The 16,940-nt window shown below is 72.1% G+C and carries 12 protein-coding genes; 10 read left to right on the top strand and 2 right to left on the bottom strand.

Annotated elements, in window-relative coordinates; genetic code table 11:
* Window positions 1-76: 76 nt before the first annotated feature.
* Window positions 77-5,461 carry a ThuA domain-containing protein gene (locus AB0K14_RS34210; protein WP_360457678.1) on the bottom strand — a complete coding sequence of 1,795 codons (5,385 nt, stop codon included), beginning with the start codon at window positions 5,459-5,461 and terminating at the stop codon, window positions 77-79.
* Between the two features lie 820 nt (window positions 5,462-6,281).
* On the opposite strand from AB0K14_RS34210, the gene AB0K14_RS34215 reads away from it, so the two are divergent.
* On the top strand, window positions 6,282-6,596 hold the full coding sequence (locus tag AB0K14_RS34215) for a helix-turn-helix transcriptional regulator (RefSeq protein WP_360457681.1): 315 nt from the start codon (window positions 6,282-6,284) through the stop codon (window positions 6,594-6,596).
* A 115-nt stretch (window positions 6,597-6,711) separates the two neighbouring features.
* Window positions 6,712-8,064: a PHB depolymerase family esterase gene (locus AB0K14_RS34220; protein WP_360457684.1), complete on the top strand. Its 1,353-nt coding sequence runs from the start codon at window positions 6,712-6,714 to the stop codon at window positions 8,062-8,064.
* An 81-nt stretch (window positions 8,065-8,145) separates the two neighbouring features.
* Here the strand turns inward: AB0K14_RS34220 and AB0K14_RS34225 are convergent, their stop codons facing one another.
* Window positions 8,146-9,063, bottom strand: a complete 918-nt coding sequence (locus AB0K14_RS34225; protein WP_360457687.1) for a TauD/TfdA family dioxygenase — start codon at window positions 9,061-9,063, stop codon at window positions 8,146-8,148.
* 266 nt (window positions 9,064-9,329) lie between these two features.
* Between AB0K14_RS34225 and AB0K14_RS34230 the strand changes: the two genes are divergently transcribed.
* From AB0K14_RS34230 to AB0K14_RS34265, 8 genes are all read left to right on the top strand, one after another.
* Complete coding sequence (locus tag AB0K14_RS34230) at window positions 9,330-9,413, top strand: putative leader peptide (RefSeq protein ID WP_360457754.1); 84 nt, start codon at window positions 9,330-9,332, stop codon at window positions 9,411-9,413.
* Window positions 9,414-9,495: 82 nt separating this feature from the next.
* The gene (locus tag AB0K14_RS34235) at window positions 9,496-10,503 is read left to right on the top strand and encodes an ABC transporter substrate-binding protein (protein WP_360457690.1); all 1,008 of its coding nucleotides are present in this window, start codon (window positions 9,496-9,498) and stop codon (window positions 10,501-10,503) included.
* The gene (locus AB0K14_RS34240; RefSeq protein ID WP_360457692.1) at window positions 10,500-11,333 is read left to right on the top strand and encodes an ABC transporter ATP-binding protein; all 834 of its coding nucleotides are present in this window, start codon (window positions 10,500-10,502) and stop codon (window positions 11,331-11,333) included. The genes AB0K14_RS34235 and AB0K14_RS34240 overlap by 4 nt, the downstream gene beginning before the upstream one ends.
* Window positions 11,330-12,187 carry an ABC transporter permease gene (locus AB0K14_RS34245; RefSeq protein WP_360457695.1) on the top strand — a complete coding sequence of 286 codons (858 nt, stop codon included), beginning with the start codon at window positions 11,330-11,332 and terminating at the stop codon, window positions 12,185-12,187. The genes AB0K14_RS34240 and AB0K14_RS34245 overlap by 4 nt, the downstream gene beginning before the upstream one ends.
* Before the next feature lie 27 nt (window positions 12,188-12,214).
* Window positions 12,215-13,804 (top strand): FAD-binding protein, encoded by a 1,590-nt coding sequence (locus AB0K14_RS34250; protein WP_360457697.1) that lies wholly within the window; start codon window positions 12,215-12,217, stop codon window positions 13,802-13,804.
* Window positions 13,801-14,154: a 4Fe-4S dicluster domain-containing protein gene (locus AB0K14_RS34255; protein ID WP_360457700.1), complete on the top strand. Its 354-nt coding sequence runs from the start codon at window positions 13,801-13,803 to the stop codon at window positions 14,152-14,154. Before AB0K14_RS34250 ends, AB0K14_RS34255 begins: the two co-directional genes overlap by 4 nt.
* Entirely contained in the window at window positions 14,151-15,338 is a 1,188-nt protein-coding gene (locus AB0K14_RS34260) for an ROK family protein (RefSeq protein ID WP_360457703.1), read from the top strand. Before AB0K14_RS34255 ends, AB0K14_RS34260 begins: the two co-directional genes overlap by 4 nt.
* Before the next feature lie 2 nt (window positions 15,339-15,340).
* Complete coding sequence (locus AB0K14_RS34265; protein WP_360457706.1) at window positions 15,341-16,672, top strand: LLM class flavin-dependent oxidoreductase; 1,332 nt, start codon at window positions 15,341-15,343, stop codon at window positions 16,670-16,672.
* Window positions 16,673-16,940: the final 268 nt, after the last annotated feature.

Here is a 16,940-nt window from a genome sequence, read left to right on the forward strand (position 1 = left end):
TGGACGTGGGCTGCGACCCCCGGCGGCGGGGTCGGTCGAGCGGGTGGGACCCGGGCGGGCCCCACCCGCTCGACCGTCAGACGTGCTGCCGGCAGCCGTCGTCGCGCCCCGGCTTGGGCGTGTACCGGCCGATGGCCTCGACGTTGCCCGCCACGTCGATCGACCGGTACTCCAGGTACTGCCTGCCGTCGGGCCGGATCCGGATCTCCTCGCCCCGGTGGACCTGCCACTTGCCACCGGAGATGCGGTACTCCGTGCGGGCCACGCCCGAGGTGGCGTCGGTGGCGGTGAGCTCGACCCGGGACGCGGACCTGCCGCGCTTGGCCTTCGTGACCGGCGGTGCGGTGTCCACCTTCACCGTGATCGACTGCTCGGCGGAGGTGTTGCCCGCCGCGTCCGTCGCCCGCACCCCCACCCGGTGGGTGCCGTCGCCCACGGACACCACGCCGGTGTAGGGCCGCCACGGGCCGCCGTCGAGCCGGTGCTCCAGCACCGCGCCGCCGGACGTCTCGTCGGTGGCCGTCGCCGAGACCAGCGCCCGCCGCGTCCACCAACCCTCCGGACCCGGGGCGTTGTCCGTCTTCACGGTGAGCCGCGGTGCGGTGCGGTCGACCTTGACGGTCACCGACTTCTCCTCGGAGACGTTGCCCGCGGCGTCGGTCGCGCGGAACGCGACCACCCGCTCACCGTCGTCGGCGAACGACAGCGGTGTCGTGTACTCCGCCCACTCGCCCGTGCCGATCCGGTACTCGACGCGCACCGGCCCGGTGCCGTCGTCGGTCGCGGACGCGGTGAGGGTCACCGGAGCCGTCCACCACCCGCCCGCACCCGGCGACGCGGGGTCGGCGACCACCGACACCACCGGGGCCGTGCGGTCGGTGACCAGCCGGAAGTGGTTGAACTTGGCGGGCTTCGACGCGGTCTGACCGCCGCCGATGGCGAACAGGCCGATCCGCGCCCCGGCCAGGTTCTCGTTGACCACCGGTTCCAACGACGTCCAGTCCTGCCCGTCCGCGCTGTAGGAGCCGGTGTAGGTCGAGCCGGACTTGGCCAGCCGCAGGTGCCACACGCCCCCGGTGAGGCCGTTGACGCCGGGCTGCGGTTGGCCCACCACGTCGCCGCTCTCGGTCCGCAGCTCCACGCCGCGTTGGACGGGCGTGCCCGCCTCGTTGGTGGCGATGTGGTCGAACTTCACGTAGTTCGCGTCGTCCGCGTAGGCGATCAGCCCGGCCTGCTGGTAGCGCTCGTCGAACGCCGACGCGTCGACCTCCGTCTCGATCACCCAGTCCCCTTCGGGGGCGCGCTGGAGGATGAAGTTGGCCGGGTCGTCGGCCGAGCCGCCGTAGATGTCACCGTCGCTGGTGTCGATGCGCAGGCTGCCGTCGGACACGCCGTAGCGGGTCGGGTCGGGTCGGACCACGGCGTTCCAGCGGCACCCGTCCAGCGCGGTGCCGGCGAAGTCGTCGTCCGGCGCCACCGTCGCCGTGTCGTCCGGGGTGAGGGTGAACCAGTCGAACTCGGCGTCCACCACCGGGCGGTCGCCGCCACCGCCGACGAGCGAGAGCAGGCCGATCTTCGGGTTCACCATGCCCGCCAGCGCCTTGGTCTGCGGCATGTCGGTGAACGCCTGCCCGTCCGCGCTGTAGGACGCGGTCAGGTTCTGCCCGTCGCTGGTGAACCGGACCCACACGGTGTCGGGGTACCCGGCGCCCAGCGGCGCGGTGTTCGACTCGCCGACCTCGTTGGGCTGGCCGGCCTCCTCGCGGATGAACTGGAAGATCCGGTTCGCCGCGTCGTCGGTGTCCGACCGGCCTTGGAGCACCATCTTGGCGTAGTTGTCGTCGTCGCCGTAGATCACCAGACCGGCCTGCTGGTAGGCGCGCCGCACGGGCACGCGCACCTTGGCCGTGGCCTGGAACGGCCCGGACGGCAGGTCTTGGAGCACGATGTTGGGCGTGGTGTTGGTGGTGCCGTAGATGTCGGACGGCGCGGTCGGGAGCACCACGTGGCCGTCGCGCACCGCGAGGTCCTGGTTCTCCCTCACCACGGTGGTCCACCGGCCGCGGTCGAGCGTGGTGCCCAGGAAGTCGTCCGAGCGGCCGGAGAAGCAGGTCACGTCGGGTGCGCGGACGGTGATCGGGATGGTCTTCGTCCCGCTCGCGCCGCGCGCGTCGGTCGCGGTGACCTTGGCGTTGAAGGTGCCCGGTGCGGTGTAGGTGTGGCTGACCGACGGGCCCGTGGCGGTGCCGCCGTCGCCGAACACCCAGGTGTAGGCGATGGGGGTGTCGCCGTCCGGGTCGGTCGCCGAGGCGGTGAAGTCGACCTTCAACGGCGCGGTGCCCGTCGTGGTGGTGGCCGTGGCCTGGACCGCGGGCCGCTGGTTGTGCGTCACGCCGCGACCGGCGAACTCCAGCCAGTTCACGTTGGCCAGGTAGCTGGTCGTCGTGCTGCCCGCCGGCCTGCGGGTGACGAAGTACAGCTCGGACCCGGCGGGCACGTCGTCGGCGATGTCGGCGGTGGCGGTGGTCCAGTTCTGCCAGCCGCCGGTGGCGGCGAAGGTCGCCGTGCCCGCGAGCGGGCCGTCCGGCGCGCCGACGCGGACCTCCAACCGGCCACCCTCGGACCCCGAGGCCACGCGGAACCGCACCTGGTCGATGCCCTGGAGCGTGGCCGGGCGCAGCGAGAACCAGTCGCCGTCGGTGATGAACCCGATGTTCTGGCCGCCGCCGGTGTCGGTGGTGGTCTCCTTCTCCACGCCCGCCGTGTCGTCGCCGACGCCGTCCGCGGTGCGGCCGGTACCGGTGTAGTACTCGGCTTCCTTGTGCTTGGGCTGGAGCACCAGGATCGACTCGCCGGTCAGCGGTGACGCGCCGTCGCCGCCCTTGTCGGTGTACTTCGCGGTGAGGACGCCGAAGATGTTCGCGCCCACGTGGCCCTCGTCGCCGGACATCAGCGCCAGGCCCTCGCAGCCGCGGTACTGCTCGTAGCCGTGGGAGTGCTCGTCGTGGCCCAGGCCGGGCTGCACGACGACGTCCTGGCAGTCGACCGTGCCGTCCTCGGCGTCGGTGACCGTGACGCGGTAGGAGACCTGGTCGCCGAAGTCGATGAAGCCGCCGTCGGCCGGCGCGGTCAGCGTGACCACCGGTGGCGTGTTGCCGACGACGATGCGCACCTGGGCGACCGCGGACCGGCCGCCCTGGTCGGTGACGGTGAGCCGGGCGGTGTAGTCGCCGTTCGCGGTGTAGGTGTGGCTGGGCGCGGCGTCCGTGCTGTCGGTGGTGCCGTTGCCGTCGAAGTCCCACGCGAAGGTCAACTGGTCGCCGTCGGGGTCGCGTGACCCGGCCGAGTCGAACCGCACGGTCAGCGGCGCGTGCCCGGAGGTCTTGTCGGCCTTCGCGACCGCGACCGGGCTCCGGTCGCCGCGCACGTAGTCGATGCGGTAGACGCCGCTGTCGGCGTTGTTGCCGCCGAAGCCGGAGCCCCACTCGATCACGTACAGCGCGCCGTCCGGGCCGAACTGCATGGCGTGCACCCGGTTGAACGCCATGCCGGGCAGCATCCGGCTGATGTCGAACACGCCCGTGCCGTCCGCGGTCAGCTGGAGCGAGAACAGCCTGCCGTCGTTCCAGTCACCCCACATCGCCTTGCCGTCCCAGTACGCGGGCCACTTGCGCGCGGAGGCGAGCTCCGGGTCGTACCGGTAGGTGCCGCCGGCCATCGGCGCGCCGCTGCCACCGATCTCGGGGTTGCCGGTGCTGGTCTTGCCCTGCCAGATCTTCGTGCCGATCGCGGCGGGCAGCTCGGTGATCCCGGTGTTGTTCGGCGAGTTGTTCACCGGGTTGGCGCAGTCGAACTGCTCGCCGGACGCGCCGGTGGCGAAGTCGTAGTCGACGTACGGGGTGTTGTCGCCGACGCAGTAGGGCCAGCCGTAGAACCCCGGGCGGTCCACCACGTTCCACTCGACGCGGCCGTCCGGACCGCGCCGGGGGTTGGTCTGGCCCGCGTCGGGTCCGTAGTCGGCGACCTGGAGCTTGTTGGTCAGCGGGTCCAGGCCGATGCGGAACGGGTTGCGGAAGCCCATGGCGTAGATCTCGGGCCGGGTCTTGGCCGTGCCGGCGGGGAACATGTTGCCCGCCGGGACGGTGTAGGTGCCGTCGGCCTGCGGGGTGATGCGCAGGATCTTGCCGTTGAGGTTGTTGCTGTTGGCCGAGGAGCGCTGGGAGTCCCAGGCGGAACGGCCGGCGGTCTCGTCGAGCGGCGTGTAGCCGTCGGAGGCGAACGGGTTGGTGTTGTCGCCGGTGGTGATGTAGAGGTTGCCGTCGTTGTCGAACTCCAGCGCGCCGCCGGCGTGGCAGCACTGCTCGCGCTGGGTCGTGACGGTCAGCACGACCTTCTCGCTGCCCGGCACGATCGCGTCGCCCTGCAGCGTGAACCGGGAGACCCGGTCGACGGCCTCGGCGCCCGCGGGCGAGTAGTACAGGTAGAGGTGGTTGTTGGTGGCGAAGTCCGGGTCCAGCGCGATGCCGAGGAGGCCGAACTCCTGTCCGGTGTAGACGTTCACGGTGCCCGCGGTGACGACCGCGCCGTCACGCCGGACGATGCGCACCGCGCCGTTGCGGTCGATGTAGAACACGCGGCCGTCGTCGGCGATCGTGAGTTCCATCGGGTTCGCGGTGGTGTCGTCGAGGGTGACCTTCTCGAAGGCGTCGGTCCGGGTGGCCGAGCAGTCGGCGTCCGCGACACCGGCCGCGGTCTGGACGCCCTTGAGCAGGTGGTCGAGGAACGCCGGTTCGGCGTAGGACTCGTCGGTGTGGCCCAGGCCCGTGTACCAGGAGCGCCCGCCGTCGTAGTCCTGGCACCAGGAGATCGGGTGGCTCGACCCCATCGTGCCGCCGCTGTAGCTCGTCTCGTCCAGCTCGGCCAGGACGTGCACGTCCGCGGAGGGGTCGGCGCGGAAGTTGTACCACTCGTCGAAGCGCCGCCACGCCTGCGGGAGGTCCGCGGTCGACGGGTGCGCCGGGTCGGTGACTTTCACGGTGGCGTTCTGCGGTTCGGGGTGCCCGGAGAAGTAGGCGCCCACCAGGTCGCCGTACCAGGCCCAGTCGTACTCGGTGTCGGAGGCGGCGTGCACGCCCGCGTACCCGCCACCGGCCCGGATGTAGCGCTCGAAGGCGGCCTGCTGGGTGTCGTCGAGGACGTCGCCGGTGGTGGAGAGGAAGACCACGGCCTCGTACTGGGCGAGGTTGGTGTCGGTGAACGCGGCGGCGTCCTCGGTGGAGTCCACGGTGAAGCCGTGGTCGGCGCCGAGCTGCTCGATGGCGGCGATGCCCGTGGGGATCGACGGGTGGCGGAAGCCGGCGGTCTTGCTGAAGACGAGGGCCTTGAACGTCTCGTCACCGTGGCCGGGGTGAGCTTGGGCCGGTGCGGCCAACGCGACCAGCGACCCCACCAACGCCGCCACGAACACGACTGTCGACCACCGTCTCCGGCCGTGCCTGGACGAGCTCGTCATTGAGGCCTCCCACCGGATCGGCGCGCCGCGCGGCCGAGCACAGGATTCGTCTGTCGGGTAAACAAACTAATGACGCGTTTTCCAGGGGGTCAAGGCCGCGGCATGTCCACTACTCGCCAATCCCCCACCTGCCCGAAAACCGCGACTAGCGCATTTGGCGGCTTTACTCCGCCGCTTCACCACTGGACACTCCGCGCACGCGTACGCCGCCCGAGCAGCCGCGCAGCCGTCGATCCGCCGTGCGGCGCAACAGTTTCGCGGACGTCGACCGGGCCACCGCCGGAATGCTCGAACGGACTCGTCCATTTCCCGTAACGCCGGGTCGGACGCGGCCATTGCCCGCACTGGATGCCACCCCCGGCGCGATCCGCGAACTGCCGAACCGGTGGTGTAATGGTCCGCCGACCGGCGGATTCACCGACGGGTCGATCCGGACGCCGGTGACCCACCCGGATCCGGGTCCTGCCCCGGCACGACCGGATGAGTATGACTCTGTCCGGCTGCGGCGGGTCGTCCCGACCAGGCCGCCGGCGACCCCGACGCCCCTCCGGCCGGCCGGTCGAGCCCGGAGATTCTCAAGTCCGACCGGCCCTTCTCTTGACTTCAGCGGCGTGTGACCGCTGTCATTGGCGTCGGAGGCGGTCGTGGGGCGTCGGCCGGATCCAGGAGCAGTCGGGCGCAGGACCGCCCGTGGAGAGTCAGACACATCCCGCCCCGGATCCGCCCTCGGACGTCACCCGGTGGGTGCCACGACGCAGTGGAGCAGTCCATGACAGTGAAGACCCGAGGGCTCGCGCCCCGATCGCCCGCGCCACCGCCACGCGACCGCCGGCAGTTCGAGCCGGCGGAACTGACGATGTCGCCCGTCGCGGAGGACGTGGACGACGTCGACTTGGAGCCGACGGACGCGACACGGCACCTGCTGCGGCTCATGCGCACCGGGGCGATCGACGAGGCCATCGCCCGGGAGCTGGGCGTCAGCGTCCGCACCGTGCACCGCCGGATCACGCGCCTGCAGAACCTGCTGGGCGTGCGTTCGCGCTTCCAGCTGGGCGTGATCGCCCGCGAACGGGATTGGGTGTGACCCGGGACCGCGAGCCCACCGTCCCGGATCCCCCGGCCCGCGGGAACGTCGGCGCCCGGCCGGGCCGCCCGGCGACCACCGCGCACCAATGCCCACGTCCACCAGGGAGTACTCGATGAGACGACTGTCGCGCGCCTTGGCGGCCGCGGTGCTGCTGCTGCCGCTCATCGTCGGCACGGCGCTCGTGACGGCCGGTCCGGCATCGGCCGCCACGTTGACCAGGGTCACCGACTTCGGTGCGAACCCCACCAACCTCGCCATGTACGCCTACGTGCCCGACAACGTGGCACCGCAGCCCGCGCTGCTGGTCCTCGTCCACTACTGCGGCGGATCGGCCGGCGCGATCTTCAACGGCAACGGCCGCGACTTCGCCACGGCGGCCGACCGGTACGGCTACGTCGTGGTCGTGCCCGAGGCCACCCGTGATGGACGCTGCTTCGACGTGTCCACCCAGGCCGGGCTGACCCGCAACGGCGGCAGCGACTCCACCGGCATCATGTCGATGGTCTCCTGGGCCCGGCAGCGCTACAACGTCGACCCGGCCCGCATCGTGGTCAGCGGCTTCTCCTCCGGCGCCATGATGACCAACGTCCTGGCCGCCCAGTACCCCGACGTCTTCGCCGCCGGATCCTCCTTCTCCGGCGTGCCGGCCGGGTGCTTCGCCACGACCAACGGCTCGCTGTGGAACAGCCAGTGCGCCGGCGGGAACGTCGTCAAGTCCGCCCAGGAGTGGGGTGACCAGGCCCGTTCGATGTACCGCGGCTACACCGGGCGCTACCCGCGGATGCAACTGTGGCACGGCACCACCGACACGACCCTCGCCTACCCCAACTTCGGCGAGGCGATCGAGCAGTGGACCAACCTGCACGGTCTGAGCCAGACGCCGTCGTCCACCGACCGCCCGCAGACGAACTGGACGCGCACCCGTTACGGCGACACGAGCACCCGGGCCACGGTCGAGGGCATCAGCATCTCGAACACGGGCCACACCCTGCCGCAGGCCGGGATGCTGGCGTACGCGATCTCGTTCCTCGGCCTCGACGCGGGCGGCGGCGGTGGCGCCAAGACCGGCACGCTGCGCGCGGTGAGCGCCGGCAAGTGCCTCGACGTGCCCGGCCAGACCACCACGGCCGGCACCCGGCTCCAGATCTGGGACTGCTGGGGAGGGCCGAACCAGCAGTGGACCGCCACCGCGGCGGGTGAGCTGACGGTGTACTCGGGCAGCACGTCGCGCTGCCTGGACGCCGAAGGCGGTGGATCGACGGCGGGCACGGCCGTGATCATCTGGTCCTGCCACGGCGGGGTCAACCAGAAGTGGCGGCTCAACGCGGACGGCTCGGTGACCGGGACGCAGTCCGGGCTGTGCCTGGAGGTCGCCAACGCGGGTACCGCCAACGGCTCCCCCGTGCGGCTGTGGACGTGCAACGGTCAGAGCAACCAGCGGTGGACCCACGCGGCGACCGGGTAGTCCGACGGCCCACCCCCTGCCGCGGCGACATCGGGCTCCGGCAGCCGCCGTCCCGCCTTCACCAGGCGGGACGGCGGGGCGTCAGAGCGCGGAGAAGTGGGCCGCGTCGCCGACGACCGTGGTGCTGGTGACGCCGTCCACGCTGACCGGGACGTCGCCCGCGACGGTGATGCGGTGCAGCCGGCGACGGGCGTCGTCGTAGTCGGCGACGCCGTAGTGCTGGGTGGCGCGGTTGTCCCAGATCGCCACGTCGCCGTCGGCCCACTGCCAGCGCACGGTGTTCTCCAGCCGGGTCACCCGGTCCTGGAGCAGGCGGTAGATCGCGTGCGACTCGGTGCTCGTCAGCCCGACGATCCGCTTGACGAAGTGGCCGAGCAGCAGCGCCCGCTCACCGGTCTCGGGGTGCACGCGCACCACGGGGTGCTCGGTCTCGTAGCGCTGGGACCGGAACTCGTCGCGGTAGGACTCCTCCTTCACGTCCACCCCGCCGATGCGGGTCGAGTCCACGTGCCCGGCGTAGTCGTAGACGTTGCTGTGCACCGCCCACAGCCGGTCCACCAACGCCTTCAGCGCGGGCGGCAGCTCCTCGTACGCGCGCACCGTGTTGGCCCACACCGTGTTGCCGCCGTAGGGCGGCAGCTCGACCGCGCGCAGGATGCTGATCGCGGGCACCCGGTCGACGAACGTCACGTCGGTGTGCCAGCTGTTGGCCTTGCCGTAGTCGGAGTCGATCGGCAGCACGTTGGCGTGCTCGCGGCCCTTCACGGTCGGGTGGGCCAGGGTCGGCTCGCCGAGCAGCCGGGCGAAGGCGAGCTGGCCCGCGTCGTCCAGGTGCTCCTGGCCGCGGAAGAACACCACCTTGTTGGTCAGCAGCGCGTCCCGGACGGTCGCGACGGCGCCCTCGGACAGGTCGCCGCCCAGCCGGACGCCCTCGACCCGCGCGCCGATGCACGCGCCGAGCCGGTGGACCGTGATCGTGTCGGAAAGCTGTGCGGTCATCGCCGGTGTCCCCTCGTGAGAATTGCGTTCCGACCCAACGATGGGCAGTCGGGCGGAACGGGCACAACATTGCGCGGCGGTGAATTAAGTCGTCCCAGCACGCGGACGCGGTTGACGTCGGCGACCGCCTCGGCCGACGACGCGGCACTTCGTTGCACTGGACAAAAAAGTGGCCGGTGTCCAGCCGCCCGGACGGCCGACTCCATGATGTGGGACGGCCACCGAGCCCGTTGACCCCGCGTGACCTGGGTGTGAGGCTCTGGCCCGTGAGCCAAGCCGTCAACCTCACCTCGCGCCGGCACGTCGATCTCCGACGGCAAGCCGGCGCCCTCTGTCGCGCCGGTCGCTGAACCCGCCTCCTTTTTCTCCCCCCACTCGGGTGTCGAAACCCGGTATTTCGGCTTGCCCGCTTTCCCCAACAAAGGATTCGCCGTGATCAGCACGCGACGGAACTTCCTCGGCCTCACCCTCCTCGGTCTGACGGCGGCCACCGTCGGCTGCTCCACCGCGGGCGCCGGTGGCGGCGCCGAGACCAAGACCCTGCGCTACCAGGGCTGGGCGGGCGACGTGACCCTGCCCGAACTGGCCGCCGACCTCGGCTACCTCGGCGACGTGCGGCTGGAGTGGGTCGGCAACACCACCAGCGGCCCGCAGGACATCCAGTCGGCGGCCACCGGCCAGGTCGACTTCGGCGGCGCGTTCAACGGCGCGGTGGTCAAGCTCAAGGCCGCCGGCGCCCCGATCAAGTCGGTGATCGGCTACTACGGCTCCGACGAGGCGGCCTTCAGCGGCTTCTACGTGCTGGAGGACAGCCCGATCTCCTCCGCGCGCGACCTGATCGGCAAGAAGGTCGGCATGAACACCCTGGGCGCGCACCACGAGGCGATGCTCGGCATCTACCTCAAGCGCAACGGCCTGTCCCCCGACGAGATCAAGAAGGTGGAGCCGATCGCGGTGCCGCCGGTCAACATCGAGCAGTCCGTGCGGCAGGACCAGATCGAGGTCGGCGTGCTGGGCGGCATCCTGCGCGACAAGGCGTTGGAGAAGGGCGGCCTGCGCAAGCTGTTCTCCGACTTCGACCTGCTGGGCGCGTTCACCGCGGGCACGTACGTGTTCCTCGAGAAGTTCCTCAAGGACAACCCGAACACCGTGCGGACCTTCGTCAGCGGCGTGGCGCAGGCGATCGAGTGGAGCCGCACGACGCCGCGCGAGGAGGTCGTGGCGCGCAAGGTCGACATCCTCACCAAGCGCGGGCGCAACGAGGACCCGGCCGCGTTGCGGTACTGGAAGTCCACCGGTGTCGCCGAGAAGGGCGGCCGGATCGTGGACGAGGAGCTGGAGCTGTGGGTCGACTGGCTCGCCGAACGCGGCGAGATCACCAAGGACCAGGTCAAGCTCACCGACCTCTACACCAACGAGTTCAACGGGGTGACGGCATGAGCGGCGGTACGGGCACCCACATCAGCTTCCGCGACGTGACCAAGCGGTTCGTGGTCCGCGACCGCGCGTCCCGGCGGCGCACCGAGTTCACCGCCGTGCAGGGCGTGGACCTGGACGTGGAGCGTGGCGAGTTCCTGGTCCTGGTCGGACCGAGCGGCTGCGGCAAGTCCACGTTGCTGGACCTGCTGGGCGGGCTGACCGAGCCGAGCGAGGGCCGGGTGCTGCTGGACGGCGCCCCGATCACCGGCCCGGGCCTGGACCGCGGCGTGGTGTTCCAGCAGTACGCGCTGCTGCCGTGGCGCACCGCGCTGGGCAACGTCGAGTTCGGGCTGGAAGCGGCCGGTGTGCCGCGCCGGGAGCGGCGCGGGCGGGCCCGTGAATTCCTGGACCTGGTGGGGCTGACCGGCTTCGAGGACCGGCACCCGCACCAGCTGTCGGGCGGGATGCGGCAGCGCGTCGCGATCGCCCGCAGCCTGGCCTACGACCCGACCGTGCTGCTGATGGACGAGCCGTTCGCGGCCTTGGACGCGCAGACCCGCGAGTCGTTGCAGGACGAGCTGCTGCGCATCTGGCGGCGCACCGGCAAGACGGTCGTGTTCATCACGCACTCCATCGACGAGGCGGTGTACCTGGGGCAGCGGGTCGCGGTGCTGACCTCGCGGCCCGGCCGGGTCAAGGAGGTGGTCCCGATCGAGCTCGGTGACCGCACCGGCCAGGTCGACCTGCGTTCCAGCACGGAGTTCGCGCGTTATCGGCACCGGATCTGGGAGCTGCTGCACGACGAGGTCTCCCGCGCTCAGCAACAGGAGAAGGAGGTGGCGGCGGTATGACCGCGCTGTTGGAGTCACGACCGGCCGTGGACGAGGAGCGGCCCGTCGGCGGGGACCGGGTGCGCGGGCCGTCGGCCCTGCGCCGGGTCGTCGACGTGCTGGTGACGTCGGTCGGCAAGGTCGCGGCGATCGTGCTGCTGCTGGCGGTGTGGGAGACCGCGCCCCGGCTCGGCCTGGTCGACGCCACGTTCCTGCCGCCGTTCTCCACGGTGGTCGACGCGTGGTGGCAGTTGGCCGCCGGCGGCCAACTGCTGGACAACACCGGGGCGAGCCTGGCCCGTTCGCTGTCCGGGTTCGGCCTCGCGGTGGCGGTGGCCGTGCCGCTCGGCCTGCTGATCGGCTGGTACAAGCCGGTCGCGACGCTGCTCGGGCCGCTGCTGGAGGTCTTCCGCAACACCGCGGCGCTGGCGTTGCTGCCGGTGTTCGTGCTGCTGCTCGGCATCGGCGAGACGTCGAAGATCGCCATCGTGTTCTACGCCTGCACCTGGCCGATCCTGCTCAACACGATCAGCGCCGTGCGCGGTGTCGACCCGACGCTGCTGCGGCTGGCCCGGTCGGTGGACCTCTCCGGGTTCCGGCTCTTCCAGAAGGTGATCCTGCCCGCCGCCGTGCCGACGGTGTTCACCGGCATCCGGTTGGCCGGCGCGGTGTCGATCCTGGTGCTGGTGGCCGCGGAGATGGTGGGCGCCAAGGCCGGGCTCGGCTACCTGATCAACGCGTCGCAGTTCAACTTCGCCATCCCCCAGATGTACGCGGGCATCATCACCATCTCGGCCATCGGTGTGGTGTTCAACCAGTTGCTGGTCGCCCTGGAACGCCGGTTCACGTCCTGGCGGGTCCCCGTCGGTTCCTGATCACCCCGAGCAGTGGAGGAGCATCGCATGACGCTCGAACTCGACGCGGACGTGCTGGTCGTCGGCGGTGGTCCCGCCGCGACGTGGGCCGCGCTCAAGGCGGCCGAGGACGGCGCCGCGGTGGTGCTGGCCGACAAGGGGTACTGCGGCACCAGCGGCGCGACGGCGTCCGGCGGCACCGGCGTGTGGTACGTGCCGCCGGAGCCCGAGGCGCGGGAACGGGCCATGGCCAGTCGGGAGTCGCTGGGCGGCCACCTGGCCGACCGGCGCTGGATGGCCAGGGTGCTGGACGAGACCTACGACCGGGTCAACGAGCTGGCCGAGGTGGCCCGCTACCCGTTCCCGGTCGGCCCGGACGGCCGGCCGCTGCGCAACGGCCTCCAAGGACCCGAGTACATGCGCCGGCAGCGCATCCGGGTGCGCCGGGCGGGGGTGCGGATCCTCGACCACAGCCCCGTCACCGAGCTGCTCACGACGGACGACGGCGCGGTGGCCGGTGCGGCGGGCTACCAGCGGCAGGCCGACCAGGGGTTCCGGGTGCGGGCCGGTGCGGTGGTGCTCGCGACCGGCGGCTGCGCGTTCCTCAGCAAGGCGTTGGGGTGCAACGTCAACACCGGTGACGGCGCGCTGTTCGCCGCGGAGGTCGGTGCGGAGCTGTCCGGCATGGAGTTCTCCAACGCCTACGGGATCGCGCCCGAGCACACGTCGGTCACCAAGACCGCGTTCTACAACTACGCCACGTTCTACCGGGCGGACGGCTCGGTGCTCGACGGCGCGGGCTCCCAGCGCGGCCGGTCGGTGATCGCGCGGACGTTGCTGGCCTCGGAGAAGGTGTTCTGCAAGCTCGACCGCGCCGACGAGGCGGCCAGGAAGGCCATGCGGCTGGCCCAGCCGAACTTCTTCCTGACCTTCGACCGGCTGGGCATCGACCCGTTCACCCAGCCGTTCGCGGTGACCCTGCTGGCCGAGGGCACGGTGCGCGGCACTGGCGGCATCAGGATCGTCGACGACGGGTGCGCGACCACCGTGCCGGGCCTGTACGCGGCCGGTGACGCGGCGACCAGGGAGTTGATCTGCGGCGGGTTCACCGGCGGCGGCAGCCACAACGCGGCGTGGGCGATGTCGTCCGGGTCGTGGTCGGGGCGGGCGGCGGCCCGGTTCGCCCGCGCGCTCGGCCCGACCGCCGTTCGGCGCCGGGTCCGCGCCGCCGGTGGTGCGGGGCTGCGCCCGACCGGCACGACGTCGTCGCTGTCATCGGCGTCGTCGGTCTCGGCGGCGGAGGTGGTGGGTGCCGTGCAGGCCGAGGTCCTGCCGTACGACAAGAACTACCTGCGGCACGGTGACGTGCTGCGCGCGGCGTTGACGCAGCTCGACGGCACGTGGTCGGCGGTGCGCTCCGGTCTGCGCGCCGAGGGCCCGGACGCGGTGCGGGCGCGCCAGGCCGCGGCGATGGTCGCGCACGCACGGTGGATGTACACCTCGGCGCTGGTGCGCAACGAGAGCCGGGGCATGGCCAAGCGGCTCGACTTCCCCGACCTGGACCCCGCCCAGCACTTCCGGATCACCTCCGGTGGCCTGGACGAGGTGTGGGCCCGCCCGCAGGAGGTGGCGGCGTGATCGAGCTGGTGTCCGCCGGGCAGTGCATCACCTGCGACAAGTGCATCGCCGTGTGCCCCACCAACGTGTTCGACCGCGGCGCGGACGGCGTGCCGGTGATCAGCAGGCAGCAGGACTGCCAGACCTGCTTCCAGTGCGAGGCGAACTGCCCGACCGACGCGTTGTTCGTGGCGCCCCACACCCACCCGCTGCCGGCGGAGTCCTCCGCGCACGACGAGGAGCACCTGCGGCGGACGGGGCTGCTCGGCAGCTACCGCCGCGACATCGGGTGGGGTCGCGGGCGCACGCCGGGAGCGGCACGGGCGGTGGGCCCCGCGCTGTCCCCGTCCGGCCCGCCGCTGATCTCGTGAACCCCGGCGTCGCGGGTCGCGGCACGGCCGCCGCGGCGGTGCTGGGCGCCGTGCTGCGGCACGGACCGGTCGCGCGCACCACCATCGCCCGGCTGACCGGCCTGAGCCCGGCGGCGGTGACCCGCAACTGCGCGGCGCTCGCCGGTCTGGGCCTGCTCACCGAGGTGGCCGGGTCCCTGCCGTACCGGGGCATGGGCCGCCCGCACTCGCCGGTGGACGTGGAGACCGGCCGCCACCTGGTGGCCGGGATCCACATCGCCCACGAGTACTGCACGCTGGCGTTGCTGGACCTGCGCGGCCGCGTCCGGGCCAGGCTGCGCGTGCCGCACCGCGACCCGGACGACCACCGGGAGGTGCTGGCGACCGCCGCCGACCGCCTGGTGCGGTTGCACGCCGAGCACCTGCCGGGACACGTGCCGCTCGGCCTGGGCGTGGCCGCCGGCGGTTGGGTGGACACCGAGGCGGGCGTGCTGGTCGAGCACGCCTCGCTGGGCTGGCGGGACGTGCCCGTGGGCGACCTGCTCGCGGCGCGGACCGGGCTGCCGGTGCTGGTGGACAGCCACGCGCGGGCGTTGGCGCGGGCGGAGCAGCTGTTCGGCGCCGCGGGTCACCACGGGTCGCTGGTGCACCTGTTCGTCGGCAACGTGGTGGACGCGGCGATCATCACCGGCGGCGGCACGCACCGGGGTGCGCGGTCGGCCGCGGGCGGTGTCGCGCACCTGGCGCTGGGCGACCCGGCGATCGAGTGCCCGTGCGGCCGCAACGGCTGCCTGGAAGCCACCGTGTCCGACCTCGCCTGGGCGAGGCGCGCCCACGAGGCGGGCGTGATCCCCCGGCCGTCGATCGCGGACCTCGGCGACGCCGCCGTGGCCGGGAACGCCGCGGCCACCGCGCTGCTCGTCGAGCGCGCCAGGACCGTGGGCCGCGCCGCGGCGCTGTTGTTCGACATCGTCAACCCCGACGTCGTCGTGGTCACCGAGCTCGGCGTCATCCGGCTGCGCGAGTGCGCGGACGCGTTGCGCGCCGAGGTGGCCGCGACCTCGCGCGTGTGCCCGTCGCCATCCGCCGTGCTGCCGAGCAGCTTCGGTCTGGACGTCCTCGGCGTGGCGGCCGGGTCCGTGCAGCTGGACGCGATCTACGCCGACCCGCTCGACATCCGCAACCCGATCCGATTGGGAGTCTGAAGTTGTCCGCACGCAAGCTCCACCTCAACGCGTTCCTCATGGGCGTCGGCCACCACGAAGCCGCCTGGCGGCACCCCCGCACCGACCCCGGTGCCCTCGACGAGGTCGCGCACTTCCAGCACCTGGCGCGGGTCGCCGAGCGCGGGACGTTCGACTCGGTGTTCCTCGCCGACGGTGTGCAGATCTGGGGCGACGTGCGGCACACCGCGGCCAACCGGTTCGAGCCGATCACGCTGCTGACCGCGATCTCGCAGGCCACCGAGCGCATCGGGCTGATCGCGACCGCGTCGACCGGGTTCAGCGAGCCGTACAACCTGGCGCGGCTGTTCTCCTCGCTCGACCACATCAGCGGCGGTCGGGCCGGGTGGAACATCGTGACCACGGCGGGCGACCGGTCGGCGCAGAACTTCAACCGCGAGGTCAACACCGAGCACGCCGAGCGCTACCGGCGTGCCGACGAGTTCCTCGACGTGGTCACCGCGCTGTGGGACTCGTGGGAGGACGACGCGCTGGTCGTGGACCAGGAGTCCGGTGTGTTCGCCGAGGACGCCAAGGTGCACGAGATCAACCACAAGGGCAGGTTCTTCTCGGTGCGCGGGCCGCTGAACGCGGTGCGCAGCCCGCAGGGGCACCCGCTGCTGGTGCAGGCGGGGTCGAGCGAGGACGGCAGGGAGTTCGCGTCGGCGTGGGCGGAGGCGGTGTTCACCGCCCACCAGGCGCACGGTGACGCGACCGCGTTCTACGCCGACCTCAAGCGCCGGGTCACGGCCCGGGGACGTGACGCCGACGGCGTCAAGGTGCTGCCCGGGATCGTCCCGGTGCTCGGCGGCACGGAGGCCGAGGCGCGGGCGCTGGCCGACGAGCTGGACGGGTTGATCATCCCGGTGCGGGCGGTCCGGCAGCTGACCGAGCTGATCGGCGTCGACCTGACCGACCACCCGCTGGACGAGCGGCTGCCGGAGTTCCCGCCGGTCAGCCACGTCAACGGCGCGAAGAGCCGGTTCGAGCTGGTGCGCGACCTGGCGCAGCGGGAGCGGCTGACGTTGCGCCGGCTGCTCGGCCGCCTCGGCGGCGGGCGGGGGCACCAGGTCGTCGCCGGCACGCCCGAGCAGATCGCCGACCACATCGAGCTGTGGTTCACCACGGGCGCGGCGGACGGCTTCAACGTGATGGCACCCCTGCTGCCGTCCGGCCTGGAGGACTTCGTGGACCACGTCGTGCCGCTGCTGCGGGCCCGCGGCCTGTTCCGCACCGAGTACACCGGCCGCACGCTGCGCGAGCACTACGGCCTGCCCCGCCCGGCGGGCCGGTACGCCGAGGCCGCGTTGGTCTGACCGGTCCGCGGGTCCGCGTCCCCGACGCGGACCGAGGGCGACCGAGCGGGGCACCGCGGCCGTGCGGCTGGACGGGACGGACATCTGCTGCCTGAGCCGCGGTGCGCTGGTTCTTGGTGATGAGGGGACGCAGCCCGGCTTCCCGGACGTCGAGCGAGACTTCGAGGTCGCCGGGGTGCTCCCGCAGCGCCGTGCCCAGTGCGGCGCCGCCGCAGCGAGGACGTGGCGAGGACGTGGCGAGGACGTGGCGAGGACGTGACCGTCCGCG

The sequence above is a fragment of the Actinosynnema sp. NPDC050801 genome, from assembly GCF_040673975.1.
In the GTDB taxonomy this organism is placed as follows: domain Bacteria; phylum Actinomycetota; class Actinomycetes; order Mycobacteriales; family Pseudonocardiaceae; genus Actinosynnema.

Bases quoted from the DNA above. Each gene is read 5' to 3' on its own strand.
- AB0K14_RS34215 (WP_360457681.1), top strand. From the start codon at position 6,282: ATGACAGTGAAGACCCGAGGGCTCGCGCCCCGATCGCCCGCGCCACCG.
- AB0K14_RS34220 (WP_360457684.1), top strand. From the start codon at position 6,712: ATGAGACGACTGTCGCGCGCCTTGGCGGCCGCGGTGCTGCTGCTGCCG.
- AB0K14_RS34225 (WP_360457687.1), bottom strand. From the start codon at position 9,063: ATGACCGCACAGCTTTCCGACACGATCACGGTCCACCGGCTCGGCGCG.
- AB0K14_RS34240 (WP_360457692.1), top strand. From the start codon at position 10,500: ATGAGCGGCGGTACGGGCACCCACATCAGCTTCCGCGACGTGACCAAG.
- AB0K14_RS34245 (WP_360457695.1), top strand. From the start codon at position 11,330: ATGACCGCGCTGTTGGAGTCACGACCGGCCGTGGACGAGGAGCGGCCC.
- AB0K14_RS34250 (WP_360457697.1), top strand. From the start codon at position 12,215: ATGACGCTCGAACTCGACGCGGACGTGCTGGTCGTCGGCGGTGGTCCC.